15 protein-coding genes are annotated in these 15,353 nt (G+C 65.5%); 14 read left to right on the forward strand and 1 reads right to left on the reverse strand.

Translation table 11 applies throughout. The features are described 5' to 3' along the window. Positions 1–7 precede the first annotated feature (7 nt). From ABIB99_RS27955 to ABIB99_RS27985, 7 genes are all read left to right on the forward strand, one after another. Positions 8–2,056, forward strand: coding sequence for an elongation factor G (locus ABIB99_RS27955; protein ID WP_354178468.1), 2,049 nt, complete (start codon positions 8–10; stop codon positions 2,054–2,056). Positions 2,057–2,363: 307 nt separating this feature from the next. Then, entirely contained in the window at positions 2,364–2,636 is a 273-nt protein-coding gene (locus ABIB99_RS27960) for a helix-turn-helix domain-containing protein (protein ID WP_014492044.1), read from the forward strand. A 96-nt stretch (positions 2,637–2,732) separates the two neighbouring features. Further along, positions 2,733–4,487: a SulP family inorganic anion transporter gene (locus tag ABIB99_RS27965; protein ID WP_354178470.1), complete on the forward strand. Its 1,755-nt coding sequence runs from the start codon at positions 2,733–2,735 to the stop codon at positions 4,485–4,487. Positions 4,488–4,553: 66 nt separating this feature from the next. Continuing rightward, positions 4,554–5,186, forward strand: a complete 633-nt coding sequence (locus ABIB99_RS27970) for a YoaK family protein (RefSeq protein WP_354178472.1) — start codon at positions 4,554–4,556, stop codon at positions 5,184–5,186. Between the two features lie 52 nt (positions 5,187–5,238). After that, the gene (locus tag ABIB99_RS27975; protein WP_354178474.1) at positions 5,239–6,078 is read left to right on the forward strand and encodes a shikimate dehydrogenase; all 840 of its coding nucleotides are present in this window, start codon (positions 5,239–5,241) and stop codon (positions 6,076–6,078) included. Positions 6,079–6,145: 67 nt separating this feature from the next. After that, positions 6,146–6,772: a hypothetical protein gene (locus ABIB99_RS27980; RefSeq protein WP_028151813.1), complete on the forward strand. Its 627-nt coding sequence runs from the start codon at positions 6,146–6,148 to the stop codon at positions 6,770–6,772. Positions 6,773–6,786: 14 nt separating this feature from the next. After that, positions 6,787–7,407 carry a single stranded DNA-binding domain-containing protein gene (locus tag ABIB99_RS27985; RefSeq protein ID WP_259256197.1) on the forward strand — a complete coding sequence of 207 codons (621 nt, stop codon included), beginning with the start codon at positions 6,787–6,789 and terminating at the stop codon, positions 7,405–7,407. Positions 7,408–7,533: 126 nt separating this feature from the next. Here ABIB99_RS27985 and ABIB99_RS27990 read toward each other — a convergent pair whose 3' ends face one another. After that, positions 7,534–8,670 carry an alpha-hydroxy acid oxidase gene (locus ABIB99_RS27990; RefSeq protein WP_014492050.1) on the reverse strand — a complete coding sequence of 379 codons (1,137 nt, stop codon included), beginning with the start codon at positions 8,668–8,670 and terminating at the stop codon, positions 7,534–7,536. A gap of 119 nt (positions 8,671–8,789) precedes the next feature. Between ABIB99_RS27990 and ABIB99_RS27995 the strand changes: the two genes are divergently transcribed. The 7 genes from ABIB99_RS27995 (at position 8,790) to ABIB99_RS28025 (ending at position 15,333) form a co-directional block, all read left to right on the forward strand. After that, on the forward strand, positions 8,790–8,957 hold the full coding sequence (locus ABIB99_RS27995; protein WP_166103414.1) for a hypothetical protein: 168 nt from the start codon (positions 8,790–8,792) through the stop codon (positions 8,955–8,957). A 218-nt stretch (positions 8,958–9,175) separates the two neighbouring features. Then, a complete protein-coding gene (glmM, locus tag ABIB99_RS28000) occupies positions 9,176–10,519 on the forward strand; it encodes a phosphoglucosamine mutase (protein ID WP_063985528.1) in 1,344 nt (447 codons plus the stop codon). 297 nt (positions 10,520–10,816) lie between these two features. After that, positions 10,817–12,067 (forward strand): MFS transporter, encoded by a 1,251-nt coding sequence (locus ABIB99_RS28005; protein ID WP_354178478.1) that lies wholly within the window; start codon positions 10,817–10,819, stop codon positions 12,065–12,067. A gap of 228 nt (positions 12,068–12,295) precedes the next feature. Next, positions 12,296–13,126: an outer membrane protein gene (locus ABIB99_RS28010; protein ID WP_247315384.1), complete on the forward strand. Its 831-nt coding sequence runs from the start codon at positions 12,296–12,298 to the stop codon at positions 13,124–13,126. Between the two features lie 168 nt (positions 13,127–13,294). Beyond that, entirely contained in the window at positions 13,295–14,176 is an 882-nt protein-coding gene (locus tag ABIB99_RS28015; RefSeq protein WP_208084568.1) for an outer membrane protein, read from the forward strand. A 71-nt stretch (positions 14,177–14,247) separates the two neighbouring features. Beyond that, positions 14,248–14,838, forward strand: a complete 591-nt coding sequence (locus tag ABIB99_RS28020; RefSeq protein WP_354178481.1) for a glutathione S-transferase family protein — start codon at positions 14,248–14,250, stop codon at positions 14,836–14,838. A 30-nt stretch (positions 14,839–14,868) separates the two neighbouring features. After that, the gene (locus tag ABIB99_RS28025) at positions 14,869–15,333 is read left to right on the forward strand and encodes a GNAT family N-acetyltransferase (RefSeq protein WP_354178483.1); all 465 of its coding nucleotides are present in this window, start codon (positions 14,869–14,871) and stop codon (positions 15,331–15,333) included. Positions 15,334–15,353 lie beyond the last annotated feature (20 nt).

Genomic DNA, 15,353 nt, shown 5'->3' on the forward strand with positions numbered 1-15,353 from the left:
GCGGCGAATGGGACAAGACGTCAGAAGTCCCCGAGGTCCACGGTGCATCGCACTGGTGGGCCCATTCCAAAGCGGTAAAACCACACTTCTCGAAGCAATACTGGCGCGAACGGGCGCAATCCCCCGCGTCGGCAGCGTCGACGCCGGAACATCCGTCGGCGACGCCTCCCCGGAGGCCCGTCATCACAAGATGACCGTCGGCCTGACTGCCGCCACCACGAGTTTCATGGGCGACAGCTACACCTTCCTCGATTGTCCCGGTTCCGTTGAGTTCGCCCACGACATGCGTGCAGCGCTTCCCGCTGTCGACGCCGCGGTCGTGGTCTGCGAGGCCGACGAGAAGAAGCTGCCGCAGCTTCAGATCATCCTGCGCGAGCTGGAGGAGCTGAAGATCCCGCGTTTCCTGTTCCTCAACAAGATCGACCGCGCCAACAAGCGCATCCGCGAGACGCTGGCGACACTCCAGCCCGCCTCGCGCGTGCCGCTGGTGCTGCGCCAGATCCCGATCTGGAAGGGCGAGCTGATCGAGGGCTTCGTCGATCTCGCGCTGGAACGTGCGTTCATCTACCGCGAGCACAAGGCCTCCGAGGTGGTCGCGCTCGAAGGCGGAGATCTCGATCGCGAGAAGGAGGCCCGCTTCTCGATGCTGGAGAAGCTCGCCGATCACGACGACGCGCTGATGGAGCAATTGCTCGAGGACATCCAGCCGCCGCGCGATGCGGTGTTCGACGATCTCGCCCGCGAATTGCGCGAGGGGCAGATCTGCCCCGTGCTGCTGGGTGCCGCCGCGCGCGAAAACGGCGTGCTGCGCCTGATGAAGGCCCTGCGCCACGAGGCGCCCGGCATCGAGGAAACTGCAAAGCGTCTCGGTGTGCCTGCCGGCAAGGAGGCGCTCGGCTACGTCTTCAAGACGCTGCATTCGCAGCACGGCGGAAAGCTGTCGCTGACGCGATTGCTCGCCGGCCATCTCGACGACGGAGCGACGCTGCAATCCGCCTCCGGCGGGAGCGGCCGCATCTCCGGCATCCTCGCCGTCAACGGCGCGTACGATACCAAGCGTGCCGCGGCCGAAGCCGGCGACACGGTTGCGCTCGCCAAGGTCGACCCGATCAAGACCGGCGACACGGTCTCGAGCGGCAAGTCCCCGCCGGCTGCGCTGTTCGCCCCGGAGCCGACGCCGCCGGTGCTCGCGATCTCGGTCGCCGCCACCGACCGCAAGGACGACGTCAAGCTCGGCCAGGCCCTTGCCCGGCTGCACGAGGAGGATCCTTCGCTCGGCGTCGTGATGAACGCCCAGACCCACGACACCGTGCTGTGGGGCCAGGGCGAGATGCATCTGCGCGTGGCGAGCGAGCGGCTGCGCGACCGCTTCGGCGTCAAGATCACCTCGCATCCACCCGCGATCGGCTACCAGGAGACCATCCGCAAGCCGATCGTTCAGCGCGGCCGCCACAAGAAGCAGTCCGGCGGTCACGGTCAGTTCGGCGATGTCGTGCTCGACATCAAGCCGCTGCCGCGCGGCGAGGGCTTCAAGTTCACCGAGAAGGTGGTCGGCGGCGCGGTGCCGCGCAATTATATCGGCGCGGTGGAAGAGGGCGTTGTCGACGGACTGACGCGCGGCCCGCTCGGTTTCCCCGTCACCGATCTGCAGGTGACGCTGACCGACGGCTCCTATCACAGCGTCGACTCGTCCGACCTCGCCTTCCGCACGGCGGCGCGGGTCGGGCTCAACGAAGGCCTGCCGCAATGCCAGTCCGTCCTGCTGGAGCCGATCCACGTGGTCGAGATCGTCTGCCCGACCGACGCCACCGCCAAGATCAACGCGATCCTGTCGGCGCGGCGCGGCCAGATCCTCGGCTTCGACACCCGTGACGGCTGGAGCGGTTGGGACTGCGTCCGCGCCATGATGCCGGAGGCGGAGATCGGCGAGCTCATCGTCGAGCTGCGTTCGGCCACGGCTGGAGCCGGCAGCTTCACCCGTCAGTTCGACCACATGGCCGAGGTGACCGGCCGCGCCGCCGACCAGATCATCGCCGCGCATCAGCACGCGGCGTGATGTAAGGGAAGCACGGCTCTCTCACTCCCTCGCCCCGTTCTTTACGGGGAGAGGGGCTGTTTCCGCGCGCACCGTGAAAACTGGACTCACACAGCCTCCTCCTCTCCGTCATTGCGAGCGCAGCGAAGCAATCCAGAGTCTTTCCGCGGAGGGATTCTGGATTGCTTCGTCGCTTCGCTCCTCGCAATGACGGTGGAGACGGACGGGTCGTACGGCAAACTCCCTTGCGTTCGCCTTGCAATGATGTATTTTACATCATTGTGCATGCTCCAGATATCACTTATAAACTCTGATACGTGAGGCCACGGTGATCACGTCGTTCCAGATGCGGGCAGCCCGCGCGCTGCTTGGCATTGACCAGAAAGCCTTGGCCGAGCTCGCCGGCGTTTCGCTGCCGACCATCCAGCGGATGGAGGCCAGCACCGGCAATGTGCGCGGCGTGGTCGAGACCTTGATCAAGGTGGTCGAGGCGTTCGACCGGGCCGGCGTCGAGCTGATCGGCGAGCAGGCCCGCAGCGACAGCGGCGGGCGGGGCGTTCGCCTGAAGGAGCCGGGGCCGCCGCGCCGCGTGGGAGCATGATCGCGTTGATCGTGCTCGGGATAAGCTAGCGCATCGTCGCACGCGCGCGCTGCACGATGCACCGGAGCATTGTGGGCAGCGGAGCACTCTGCGGAAATGAGCATCACAGGCCAACACGCAGGCAAGCTGCATCAGCTGCGTCGACCGACCTTTGCCGAACTCTATCTCCCCAAGCTCGTCACCGTCTGGCGCGAAGGCTACGGCCTCGCGGATCTCCGCGCCGATGTGTTCGCGGGCCTGACGGTTGCCATCGTCGCGCTGCCGCTGTCGATGGCGATCGCAATCGCCTCGGGCGTGACGCCGGACCGCGGGCTCTACACCGCTGTCGTCGGTGGCTTCATCGTGTCGCTGCTCGGCGGCAGTCGCTTCCAGATCGGCGGGCCCGCCGGCGCCTTCATCGTGCTGGTCGCGGTGACGGCGGAGCGGCACGGCGTCGATGGCGTCATCCTCGCCACCCTGATGGCGGGCATGGTCCTGATCGCCGCGGGCCTGTTGCGGATCGGCACCTACATCAAGTTCATTCCCTACCCCGTCACGGTCGGCTTCACCGCGGGCATCGCCGTGATCATCTTCGCCAGCCAGCTCCGCGATCTCGGCGGGATCACGCTGGCCGGGAAAGAGCCCAGCGAATTCGTGCCGAAACTCGTTGCGCTCGCCGCAGGCCTGCACACGATCAATCCCTCCGCCGTCGCGGTCGCGATCGTCAGCATTGCCGTCATCGCCGGCCTGCGGCGCTGGCGGCCGTCCTGGCCCGGCATCCTGATTGCGGTCGTGCTCGCGGCGGTCGCGACTGCCGTGCTGGCGCTGCCGGTCGAAACCATCGGCAGCCGGTTCGGCGGCATTCCGCGCGAATTGCCGTCGCCGGCGCTGCCGGCGTTCTCGCTTGCGAAGGCAACGGCCGTGCTGCCGGATGCGATCTCGTTCGCGCTGCTCGCCGCGATCGAATCGCTGCTGTCGGCGGTGGTGGCCGACGGCATGACCGGACGCCGCCACCGCTCCAATTGCGAGCTGGTGGCGCAAGGCGCGGCCAATATCGGTTCGGCGTTGTTCGGCGGCATCTGCGTCACCGGCCTGATCGCGCGCACCGCCACCAACATCCGCGCCGGCGGACGTGGGCCGCTCGCGGGCATGCTGCATTCGGTCTTCCTGCTGCTGTTCATGCTGATCGCAGCACCGCTCGCGAGCTACATTCCGCTGGCCGCGCTCGCCGCCGTGCTCGTCGTCGTCGCCTGGACCATGGCGGAGAAGCACGAATTCGCGACGCTGCTGCGCTCATCCTGGGGCGATGCCGTCGTGCTGCTCGCGACCTTCCTGCTCACCATCTTCCGCGACCTGACCGAAGGCATCCTGGTCGGCTTCGCGCTGGGCGCGGTGCTGTTCATCCACCGCATGGCGGAGATGACGGGCATCGAGGAGCGCTCCCCGCTGGTGGCCGCCGATCGTCCCGATGACGGCAATGGCGAGCGCGTGCCTTACGATCCCGCGCTCGCCATCGATCGCGACGTGCTGGTCTATCGCATCACCGGTGCGTTCTTCTTCGGTGCCGCCTCGGCAATCGGAAACGTGCTCGACGGCATTGCCGACCAGCGCAAGGGTCTTGTGGTCGATTTCGCCGCGGTGCCGTTCCTGGATTCGACGGCCGCCAACGTGCTCGGTCGCGTCGCCGTCAAGGCGCACCGCCACGGCATCCGGCTGTTCATCACGGGGGCGTCGCCCGCGGTTCGCCGCGCGCTGCTCACCCACGGCGTGACGCCGCCCCGTGCGCGCTATCGCGCGACGATCGCGCGTGCCGTCGCCGACATCAAGGGCGGCGCGGCGCAGCGCGCGGCCGATGACGCGGCCGCGACCTGACGGCAGCGCACTTCTCAAGCCGGCCGATTTGATCGACACTGCCGCGTCACGGCGGTGGTGCAGCGAATGCTGGATTCGCGTCGCAATATTGCGCTGGCCTGCGCGCTCAGCATGCTGGCGGGCTATGTCGACGGCATCGGTTTCCTGCATCTCGGCGGCCTGTTCGTCTCGTTCATGAGCGGCAACTCCACGCGTCTCGGCGTCAGCCTTGCGGAGGCGCAGTGGTGGCAGGCCGCCAGCGCCCTCGGCCTGATCGCGCTGTTCGTGGCCGGAGCCGCGGCCGGCAGCCTCGTCGTGCTCGGCGGCGGGGCCGAGCGGCAGCCCTGGCTGCTTCTCATTGAAACCGGGCTGCTTGCGGGTGCCGGACTTTGCCATGCCTACGGCCTGTCGACCCTCGCGATCGCGGCCATCGTGCTCGCGATGGGCCTGGAGAACGCCGTGTTCCAGATCGATGGCGGCTCGGGCCTTGGCCTCACCTATGTCACGGGCGCGCTGGTCAAGGTCGGCCAGTTCCTCGCGGTGAGCCTCACCGGCGGGCCGCGCTGGAATTGGGCGCCGAACCTGCTGTTGTGGGCGGCGCTCGTTGCGGGCTCGGCGAGCGGCGCGCTCGGCTATGCCCGGATCAACCTCGCCGCGATCTGGTTCGCCGCTGCCGCGGCGCTGGCTTTGGCTGCGGCGATGCGGCGGTCGCGCGCTTGACAGAGCCGGCGGGACGCGAAATGGATCGCCTCGAACACGACCCGAGGGACAGATGACCGCGCTCAGGACTCCCGCAGCCTGTTTGATCGGATGGCCGGCCGCGCATTCGCGCTCGCCGCTGATCCATCGTTACTGGCTGCGCACGCTCGGGATCGAGGGTGGTTACGTCATCGAGGCGGTCCCGCCCGAGGATCTGCGCGACTTCGTGCTGCGGCTGTCGCTGCGCGGCTTCGTCGGCGCCAACGTCACCATCCCGCACAAGGAAGACGTGCTGGCGCTGTCCACGCCCGATGCGCGTGCCAGGGCCGTCGGCGCTGCGAACACGCTGTGGTTTGCCGACGGCGAGCTCCGCTCGACCAATACCGACGTCGAAGGCTTCATCGGCAATCTCGATGCCGGCGCGGCCGGTTGGGACAGGGCGGAAGAGGCATTGGTGCTCGGGGCCGGCGGTTCCTCGCGCGCGGTCGTGTTCGGCCTGCTCGAACGCGGCATCAAGCGTATCCACCTCGCCAACCGCACCATCGCGCGCGCCGAGACGCTGGCAAGACAGTTCGGGCCGAACGTGCATCCGATTCCCTGGGACGGCATCAACGACGTGCTGCCGCGCGCAAGACTTCTCGTCAACACGACCTCGCTCGGCATGCACGGCCAGCCTTCGCTCGATGTCGATGTGGCGCGCCTGCCGGACGGGGCGGTCGTCGCCGACCTCGTCTACGTTCCCCTGGTGACGCCGCTGCTGGCGGCTGCGAAGGCGCGCGGCCTGAACACCGCCGACGGGCTCGGCATGCTCCTGCACCAGGCGGTGCGCGGCTTCGAGCTGTGGTTCGGCCAAAGGCCTGAAGTCACGGCCGAGCTGCGCGCGCTGGTCGAGGCCGATCTCACAAAGACTTGAAAGGGTAACGGCGAATAGCACCCCACCTCCGGAGTTCTATCCCCGTGGGGACAATCCGGAGACCGTCATGCCTGTTCAACGTGCAACTTTCACACGTCCGCTCATCGCCGTCGCGATGGTGGCCGCTTCCACCCTCTATGCCGTCGCGCAGAGGGCGCCGGTGCCGACGCGCGTGCGTGGCACGATCGAGAGCGTCAATGGCGACACCATGCAGGTCAAGTCGCGCAGCGGCGAGGACGTCAAGCTTCGCATCGCCCCTGACGTGAACGTGTCGGGCGTTACCAAAATTTCACTCGCCGACATCAAGGTCGGCTCCTTCGTCGGCGCCACCACGGTGCCGGGTCCGGACGGCGGCCAGAACGCGGTCGAGGTCCACGTGTTTCCGGAGAGCATGCGCGGCACCGGCGAGGGCTCGCGGCCCTATGACCTCAAGCCGAACTCCACCATGACCAATGCCACGGTGTCGGAGAGTGTGGTCGGCAATGACGGCCATACGCTGCTGGTGAAGTACAAGGACGGCGAGAAGAAGGTGTTCGTCGCCGACAACACGCCGGTCGTGACCTTCGTGCCCGGCGACAAATCCGAGCTGAAGGCCGGCGCAAAAGTCGTCGCCTTCATGAAGCAGCTGCCGGACGGCTCGTTTGAAACCAACCGCGTCAGTGTCGGCCTCGACGGCCTGACACCGCCGATGTGAAGGAGAATCGCAACATGTCGAAATCAAGCTGGATGCCGCGCCTGTTCGTGGCGGCGTTTGCCGTCACATCCATGTTCTCCGCCTCGGCGCAGCAGTCGCCGACGGTCCGCATCCGCGGCACCATCGAGAGCGTCGACGGCAACACCCTCGGCATCAAGACGCGCGAAGGCAGCGACGTGAAGGTGCGCATGACCGACAACGTCGCGGTCTTCGCCGTGGTGAAGACCTCACTGTCGGAGATCAAGGAAGGATCCTATATCGGCGTGACCGGCATGCCCCAGCCCGACGGCACGCAGAAGGCGATCGCCGTGCACATCTTCCCCGAGAACCAGCGCGGCGCGGCCGAAGGTTTTCGTCCCTGGGATGCGCGCGCGAACTCGACCATGACCAACGCGACCGTGGCGCAGACGGTGGAAGGCACCGACGGCCAGAACATCACCGTCAAGTACAAGGACGGCGAGAAGAAAGTGGTGGTGCCGCCGGATACGCCGATCGTCACCTTCGTCGCCAGCGACAAATCCGAGATCAAGCCCGGCGCCAAGCTGATCATCTTCGGCGCGGCGAAGAAGGAGGACGGCTCGCTCGAGGCCAACCGGGTGAACGTCGGCAGGGATGGGATTACGCCGCCGATGTGAGGGACTGGCGCTGAACTCGTAGGGTGGGCAAAGGCGCACTTGCGCCGTGCCCACCACGCTCCTGTGTTTCGCGAAAGTTGGTGGGCACGCTTCGCTTTGCCCACCCTACGGCGCTGCCGCTACGCCTCACACCGCAATGATGTGATCGTCGATCTCGTCGATCCGGTTGACGCCGCACAGGCCCATGGTCGTGAGCAGCTCCTTCTGGATGATGTCGATCGCCTTGGCGACGCCGGCCTGGCCGCCGGCACCGAGGCCATGGGCGTAGGCGCGGCCGATCATGCAGGACTTTGCGCCGAGCGCGAGCGCGCGCATCACGTCCTGGCCGGAGCGGACACCGCCGTCGAACATGATCTCCATCTGCGAGCCGACCGCGTCGACGATCTCCGGCAGCGCCTCGATCGAGGACGGCGCGCCGTCGAGCTGCCGGCCGCCATGGTTGGAGACGACCAGCGCCTGCGCGCCCGTCTTCGCGGCGAGCTCGGCGTCCTCGACGTCGAGGATGCCCTTCAGGATCAGCTTGCCCGGCCAGATGCTGCGGATCCACTCGATGTCGTTCCAGTTCAGCGAGGTGTCGAACTGCGAGTTGATCCAGGTCGAGAGCGACGTGATGTCGTCGCTGACCTTCAGATGACCGGCGAGATTGCCGAAGGTGCGGCGCTTGCCCTGCAGCACGCCCGACACCCAGGCCGGCTTGGTGGCGAAATCGATCAGCTTCGACAGCGACCATTCCGGCGGCACCGTCATGCCGTTCTTGATGTCCTGGTGGCGCTGGCCGATCACTTGGAGATCGACGGTCAGCACGAGCGCGCTGCATTTCGCCGCCATCGCGCGCTGGATCAATTCCTTGATGAAGCCGCGGTCCTTCATCACGTAGAGCTGGAACCAGAACGGCTTCTCGACATTGGCGGCGATGTCCTCGATCGAGCAGATCGACATCGTCGACTGCGTGAACGGGATGCCGGCGGCCTGCGCGGCGCGGCAGGCGTGAATCTCGCCGTCGCCATGCTGCATGCCCAGGAGGCCGACGGGCGCCAATATCAACGGCATGGTCGAGGACTCGCCGAGGATCATGGTCGAGGTGTCGCGCCTGGAGACGTCGACCAGGACGCGCTGGCGGAACTTGATCGCCTGCATGTCCTCGCGGTTGGCGCGCAGCGTTTCCTCGGCATAGGAGCCGCGGTCGCAATAGTCGAAGAACGCCTTCGGCACGCGGCGCTGATGCAGCGTGCGAAGATCGTCGATACAGGTGATGTGCTTCATGAACGTTTCCCCGGCCCGTCTTGCATCAGAAGTCTTGCTTCAGAAGTCTTGCATCGGAAGATCGAGGGGTCATCTAGCATGGTTGGATGCACAGCCAAATCGTTTGGGAGGAGGGCGCCATGAGCAAACCGCGCGGCCAGCCGACACCGGAAGAGATCAAGGAGAAGCAGGATCTCGACGACGCGCTGGAGGAGGGTCTGGAAGAGACCTTCCCGGGGTCCGATCCCGTCAACGTCACCCAGCCGGCGCCGAGCCGCCAGGACGGCCATGTGAAGCGCTCCGACTAGGGGCGGGTTCCGCCCCATTCCGCGCTGTCGGCCGGAAATATAGTGCTAACAATAAGTTACCGGGGCGCCTTGGGCCCGGTCCCGTAATGATTAATCACATTTTTTGAAGCCAAGTTGGCCGCGAAGGCATTATAACGTCTCAGCAAATCAGGGATGCGGGGCCCTTTCGGGCATCCCGTAGTTGTAGAGGGGTCCCTGGTTGTTGCGTGGGGGACGATATGAGCCGCAAATATTTCGGGACGGACGGGATCCGGGGCCGCGCCAACGGACTGATCACGCCGGAGCTCGCGCTCAAGGTCGGCCAGGCCGCAGGCCTTGCGTTTCAGCGCGGTGACCATCGCCACCGGGTCGTGATCGGCAAGGACACGCGTCTGTCCGGCTACATGATCGAATATGCGATGGTCGCGGGCTTCACCTCGGTCGGCATGGACGTGCTGCTGGTCGGCCCGATGCCGACGCCGGCGGTGGCGATGCTGACCAAGTCGATGCGCGCCGATCTCGGCGTGATGATCTCGGCCTCGCACAATCTGTTCGAGGACAACGGCATCAAGCTGTTCGGCCCGCAGGGTTTCAAGCTCTCCGACGACGTCGAGAAGCAGATCGAGCAGCTGCTCGACGAATCCCTCGACAAGCGGCTCGCTCAGAGCGCGAGCCTCGGCCGCGCCCGCCGTATCGACGGCGTGCATGACCGCTACATCGAATTCGCCAAGCGCACGCTGCCGCGCGATCTCTCGCTCGACGGCCTGCGCGTCGTGGTCGATTGCGCCAACGGCGCCGCTTACAGGGTGGTGCCGGAAGCGCTGTGGGAATTGGGCGCCGACGTCGTGCCGATCGGCGTCGAGCCCGACGGTTTCAACATCAACAAGGAATGCGGCTCGACCTCGCCGGAAACGCTGTCGAAGAAGGTGCGCGAGATGCGCGCCGACATCGGCATCGCGCTCGATGGCGACGCCGATCGCGTCATCCTGGTCGACGAGCGCGGCCACACCGTCGACGGCGACCAGCTGCTCGCGGTGATCGCGCAGAGCTGGAAGGAAGACGGCCGGCTGTCGCGGCCGGGCATCGTCGCCACCGTGATGTCCAATCTCGGCCTCGAACGCTTCCTCAAGGGGCAGGGGCTCGATCTCGTGCGCACGCCGGTCGGCGACCGCTACGTGCTCGAGCAGATGCTGAAAGGCGGCTACAATCTCGGCGGCGAGCAGTCCGGCCACATCATCCTGTCCGACTATGCCACCACCGGCGACGGCTTCGTTGCGGCGCTGCAGGTGCTGGCCGTGGTGCAGAAGCTGCGCCGGCCCGTGTCGGAGGTCTGCCACCGTTTCGACCCGCTGCCGCAGATCCTGAAGAACGTCCGCTACAAGAGCGGCAAGCCGCTCGAGGATTCCGACGTCAAATCGGCGATCTCCGACGGCGAGAAGCGGCTCAACGGCCACGGCCGCCTTCTGATCCGCTCGTCCGGCACCGAGCCGGTGATCCGCGTCATGGGCGAGGGCGAGGACCGCCTGCTGGTCGAGGACGTCGTCGACACCATCGTCTCCGCACTCGGACAGGCCGCGGCCTGAGCCGCATCGCTACGCGAAGCACGATCGTAGCCCGGATGGAGCGCAGCGAAATCCGGGGATCGCGCCCGCGGACATAGACGTCCCGGATTACGCTTCGCTCCATCCGGGCTACGAAATCCCGGACCCTCATGGTGAGGAGCCCGCCAACGGCGGGCGTCTCGAACCAAGCAGGGCGTGTCGCCTCGCGGTGAATCCGGCACGTGCATTCCAGCCATCGACGATTGGCGGTGGATCGGCCGCAGCCGGCATCGTAGTTAGGCGGTGCGGCAATCTGTCGTGCCGCGCCGGGATGCTCCATTGAACAAGCCTGTCGTCGTCTCCGAGGAAACGCTGACCGAGCCGGTCGTCGTCAGCGACGTGGCGCCCGCCGCCCGGGCTGCCGCAGGGCCGGCCTATGTCGTGCTCGCCGGCATCAGCTTCTCGCACTTCCTCAACGACACCATGCAGTCGCTGATCGCCTCGGTGTATCCGATCCTGAAGGACACCTACGCGCTCGACTTCGCGCAGATCGGCATGATCACGCTGGCCTTCCAGTTCACGGCTTCGCTGCTCCAGCCGGTGGTCGGGCACTACACCGACAAGAAGGCGCAGCCCTATTCGCTCGCGATCGGCATGGCCTCGACCTTCTTCGGCCTGCTGCTGCTCAGCGCCGCGCACCAATATCTCGTCATCCTCGCCGCGGCTGCGCTGGTCGGCCTCGGCTCGGCAGTGTTTCACCCTGAATCCGCGCGCATCGCGCGGCTTGCCTCCGGCGGCCGCTATGGTTTCGCGCAGTCGGTGTTCCAGCTCGGCGGCAGCTTCGGCACGTCGATGGGGCCGGTGCTGGCGGCGCTGATCGTGGTGCCGTTCGGGCAGGGCAGCATCGCATGGTTCTCCTCGATCGCGTTCCTCGCGATCCTCATCCTCTGGCGCATCGGCCGCTGGTACGAGCCGCAGATCAAGGCGAAGAAGACGGCGGCGGTTCAGGCCCATCCCGACGCGCCGAGCTCGCGCCGCGTCGCGGTCGCGCTTGCCGTGCTGGTGGCGCTCTTGTTCTCGAAGCAGCTCTACGTCTCGAGCCTGTCGAGCTACTACATCTTCTATCTGATCGATCGCTTCGGCGTGTCGACGCAGGCGGCGCAGATCTATCTCTTCATCTTCCTCGCCGCGAATGCGGTCGGCGCGTTCTTCGGCGGTCCGCTGGGCGATCGCTTCGGCCGCAAGATCGTGATCTGGATCTCGATCCTCGGAGCGCTGCCGTTCACGCTGGCGCTGCCCTATGCCGGGCTCTATGCGAGCGCGGTGCTGTCGGTGATCATCGGCCTGATCATCTCCTCGACGACGTCGTCGATCATCGTGTTCGCGCAGGAACTGGTGCCGCACCGCTTCGGCATGATCTCCGGCGTGTTCTTCGGTGTTGCCTTCGGCATCGGAGGCCTGGGTGCCGCCGTGCTCGGCAAGCTCGCCGATCACACCTCGATCGAGTTCGTCTACCAGGTCTGTGCCTGGCTGCCGGCGATCGGCCTGCTTGCAGTGTTCCTGCCCAAGCTGCCGCGGCACCTGCGTTAACAAATCCTGTTTCGCTGCATTGCGGCTTCATCAATCGTTAGCAATTGGCGCGTCGGGGCGCCGCATTTTTGCAACGCTTCTGCCGCATGCGCGCGAGTGGTGAGAAAAAATCAACCTTAAAAATTAGGGTTAAGTGGCGCTTAAACATTTGGTGCCATCGTCCTCCCGTGAGTTTCCAGAACGTGGGGCGTCAGCATTTTGCCTCACCGGCCATAAGGACGAAGCCAAATGCGTAGCGTTAAGTCTCTCCTTGCCGCAGGTGCGGCGACCCTCATCTCGTCGATGGCGTTCGCCGCCGATATGCCGATCGCCGCTCCGCCTCCCATGTACGCGCCGCCGGCTCCGCCCGCCGACTTCGGCGGCTGGTATCTCCGCGGCGACATCGGCATGACCAACCAGAGCGCCAAGCGGATCGACAGCGCGACCGCGCAGACGTTCCCGACGACCACGGTGGGACTCGGCTTCGACTCCTCGCCGCTGTTCGACCTCGGCGTCGGCTATCGCTTCAACAACTGGTTCCGCGCCGACGTGATCGGCCAGTATCGCGGCAGGGCCAATCTGCACGGTGCGGACAACGTCATCGCACCCGGCTTCGTCGGGTCCGACAGCTACTCCGGTAGCAAGTCGGAGTGGGTCGTCATGGCGAATGCCTATGTCGATCTCGGCACCTGGTGGTGTATCACCCCGTTCGTCGGTGCTGGTGTCGGCGGCTCCTACAACAAGCTCAGTGGATTCCGTGACGACGGCATTCAGATCGCTGGCGGCGTGCCGTCCAGCAGCGCAACCTACTTTGCCGACAACGGTAAGTGGAATTTCGCCTGGGCCGCCCACGCCGGTCTTGCCTACAAGGTCAGCCCCGGCTTCACCGTCGAACTCGCCTACAGCTACATGGATCTCGGCGACGCCAATCCCGGCAACTTCCGCGCCTACGACAACAGCATCTCGGGTCCGTCGACAATCAAGATCAAGGATATCACCTCGCATGACGTGAAGCTCGGCGTGCGTTGGGATCTGAGCAGCCCGCCGGCCTACATGCCGCCGCTCGTCACCAAGGGCTGATCGTCAGCTCCATCGCTTAACGTCTCTTAACGGCGCGGGATCATCCCGCGCCGTTTTGCTTTGCGTATTTTTCATTGCTCGACGGCGACGAAAGCATCCGACGCAACCATTGGTTAAGGTTAACAGGCGATGATCATCGCAACAGTTCGAGTTCGATGGAGCGTTGTGATGCGTGGGCTGATGTTGTTGGCGGCGGCGATGTTGGGGACGGTGTCTGCTGCGCACGCGGCCGATCTCTCCGATCTTCCCATCTTGCGCGGCAGCTTCACCGACGGCCTGTCGAAGTCATCCCATAATTGGGACGGCTTCTATGTCGGCGGCCAGTTCGGCTTTGCCACGACCGACATCGACTTCAGTCACGCCCCGAAGTCGATGACCGATTTCATGCTTCGCAACAGCATCCTGCAGGCGCCGGTCGGCGGTTGGTCGCTGCTGCCGAAAAACCACGTGCAGTCGACGGGGTTCGGCGCCTATGTGGGCAAGAACTGGCAGCTCTACGACGCCGTGATGGGCGTCGAAGCCAATTACAGCTACATGAGCAGCATATCGAGCACGGCCAGCGACTCCATGGGCCGAATACTTCCCGGCGAAACGGGTCCCGCGGGCCATACCTACACTTACAACACCTCGCTCGGTGGCGGTGCTTCATTGAAGCTCAAGGATTATGCGACTTTCCGGGGTCGGGTCGGCTGGGACGGCGGCGACTTCATGCCGTATGGTTTCGCCGGGCTGGCGGTCGGGCGCGCTGAAGTCTCGCGATTTGCGACCGTGAGTTGGCAGAAATACGACGACTTCGACGAGGCTGTGGTCAGCGGCGGCGTGACTACGACGGTTCATCGCCATCTTCCCGCCGGTTCAGCCACACTGTCCAGCACCGAGCAGCGCACCAACAGCTTTATGTACGGATGGACGGCCGGCATCGGCGTCGAATACGCGATCTGCGGCAACTTCCTCATTCGCGGTGAATGGGAGCATGTCGGCTTCTCAAACGTGAAGGACATTACTGTCGGCCTGAACAACTTCCGCGTCGGCGCCGGCTACCAGTTCTAGACGCGCCGATGCAGCCGGTTGACAGGGCGGCGGCGTCCTGATGCTCTGTCGCTAGACGCGGAGCGGCAGCGATGAAGATCTACGGCGATACCAACTCCGGAAATTGTCTGAAGGTGAAGTGGGTCTGCGACAAGCTCGCGCTGCCTTACCAATGGATCGAGATCGACACCCGCAAGGGCGAGACGCGCACGCCGCAATTCCTTAAAATGAACGGCGCCGGCCAGGTGCCGACCGTCGAACTCGACGACGGCCGCACGCTGGCGCAGTCCAATGCCATCATCCGCTATCTCGCCCGCGACAGCGCGCTCGTTCCGCGCGATGCCTTCACTGCGGCCAAGATGGACGAATGGCTGTTCTGGGAACAGTACAGCCACGAGCCCTATATCGCGGTGTGCCGCTTCCAGCTTGTGTATCTCGGCAAGGATGCGTCCGAACTCGATCCTGACAAGGTCAAGCGCGGCTATGCGGCGCTCGACCGCATGGAGCAGCATCTTGCGGCAAGCCGCTTCTTTGCCGGCGAGGAAGTTTCGCTCGCCGACGTCTCGCTGCTCGCCTATACCCGCCTCGCGCATCAAGGTGGCTTCGATCTCAGCCGCCATGCCGCCATCCGCCGCTGGATCGGCGAGGCCGAAGCCTGGCTCGGCCTTCCACCGGCGCGCTGAGAGCCGCGCTGATTCTTGGAGTTTCCCGACATGAACGAGAAGTCCGTCTCCATCCGTCCCGCGCGCCGCGAGGACGTTGCGGCGATCGTCGCCATGCTTGCCGACGATCATCTCGGGCGTGCCCGCGAGCGCGTCGAGGATCCCTTGCCTGAGTCCTATTACCAGGCGTTCGAGCGGGTCGAGTGCGATCAAAATCTCACGCTCGTGGTGGCAGAGAGCGAGGGCAGGGTGGTCGGCTGCCTGCAGCTCGCGATCTTGCCGGGCATCAGCACGCAAGGCGGCATCCGCGGTCTGCTCGAAGATGTCCGCGTTGCTTCCGATTGTCGCAGCCGCGGCATCGGTGAGCAGCTGGTGCAATGGGCGGTCGCGGAAGCGAAAGCGCGCGGCTGCAATCTGGTCGAACTGCTGACGCATCAGACGCGAACAGATGCGCAGCGCTTCTACAAGCGGCTCGGGTTCGCTGCTAGTCACGTCGGCATGACTGTCCGCTTTTGACGCAGCTCGTCGCGAGCCTT

The organism is Bradyrhizobium sp. LA6.1 (assembly GCF_040547805.1).
Taxonomy (GTDB): Bacteria; Pseudomonadota; Alphaproteobacteria; order Rhizobiales; family Xanthobacteraceae; genus Bradyrhizobium; species Bradyrhizobium barranii.

Excerpts from the sequence above, each read along its gene's own strand:
- ABIB99_RS27955 (WP_354178468.1), top strand. The coding sequence starts at position 8 with ATGGGACAAGACGTCAGAAGTCCCCGAGGTCCACGGTGCATCGCACTG.
- ABIB99_RS27965 (WP_354178470.1), top strand. The coding sequence starts at position 2,733 with ATGAGCATCACAGGCCAACACGCAGGCAAGCTGCATCAGCTGCGTCGA.
- ABIB99_RS27970 (WP_354178472.1), top strand. The coding sequence starts at position 4,554 with ATGCTGGATTCGCGTCGCAATATTGCGCTGGCCTGCGCGCTCAGCATG.
- ABIB99_RS27975 (WP_354178474.1), top strand. The coding sequence starts at position 5,239 with ATGACCGCGCTCAGGACTCCCGCAGCCTGTTTGATCGGATGGCCGGCC.
- ABIB99_RS27980 (WP_028151813.1), top strand. The coding sequence starts at position 6,146 with ATGCCTGTTCAACGTGCAACTTTCACACGTCCGCTCATCGCCGTCGCG.
- ABIB99_RS27985 (WP_259256197.1), top strand. The coding sequence starts at position 6,787 with ATGTCGAAATCAAGCTGGATGCCGCGCCTGTTCGTGGCGGCGTTTGCC.
- ABIB99_RS27990 (WP_014492050.1), bottom strand. The coding sequence starts at position 8,670 with ATGAAGCACATCACCTGTATCGACGATCTTCGCACGCTGCATCAGCGC.
- ABIB99_RS27995 (WP_166103414.1), top strand. The coding sequence starts at position 8,790 with ATGAGCAAACCGCGCGGCCAGCCGACACCGGAAGAGATCAAGGAGAAG.
- glmM (WP_063985528.1), top strand. The coding sequence starts at position 9,176 with ATGAGCCGCAAATATTTCGGGACGGACGGGATCCGGGGCCGCGCCAAC.
- ABIB99_RS28010 (WP_247315384.1), top strand. The coding sequence starts at position 12,296 with ATGCGTAGCGTTAAGTCTCTCCTTGCCGCAGGTGCGGCGACCCTCATC.
- ABIB99_RS28015 (WP_208084568.1), top strand. The coding sequence starts at position 13,295 with ATGCGTGGGCTGATGTTGTTGGCGGCGGCGATGTTGGGGACGGTGTCT.
- ABIB99_RS28020 (WP_354178481.1), top strand. The coding sequence starts at position 14,248 with ATGAAGATCTACGGCGATACCAACTCCGGAAATTGTCTGAAGGTGAAG.
- ABIB99_RS28025 (WP_354178483.1), top strand. The coding sequence starts at position 14,869 with ATGAACGAGAAGTCCGTCTCCATCCGTCCCGCGCGCCGCGAGGACGTT.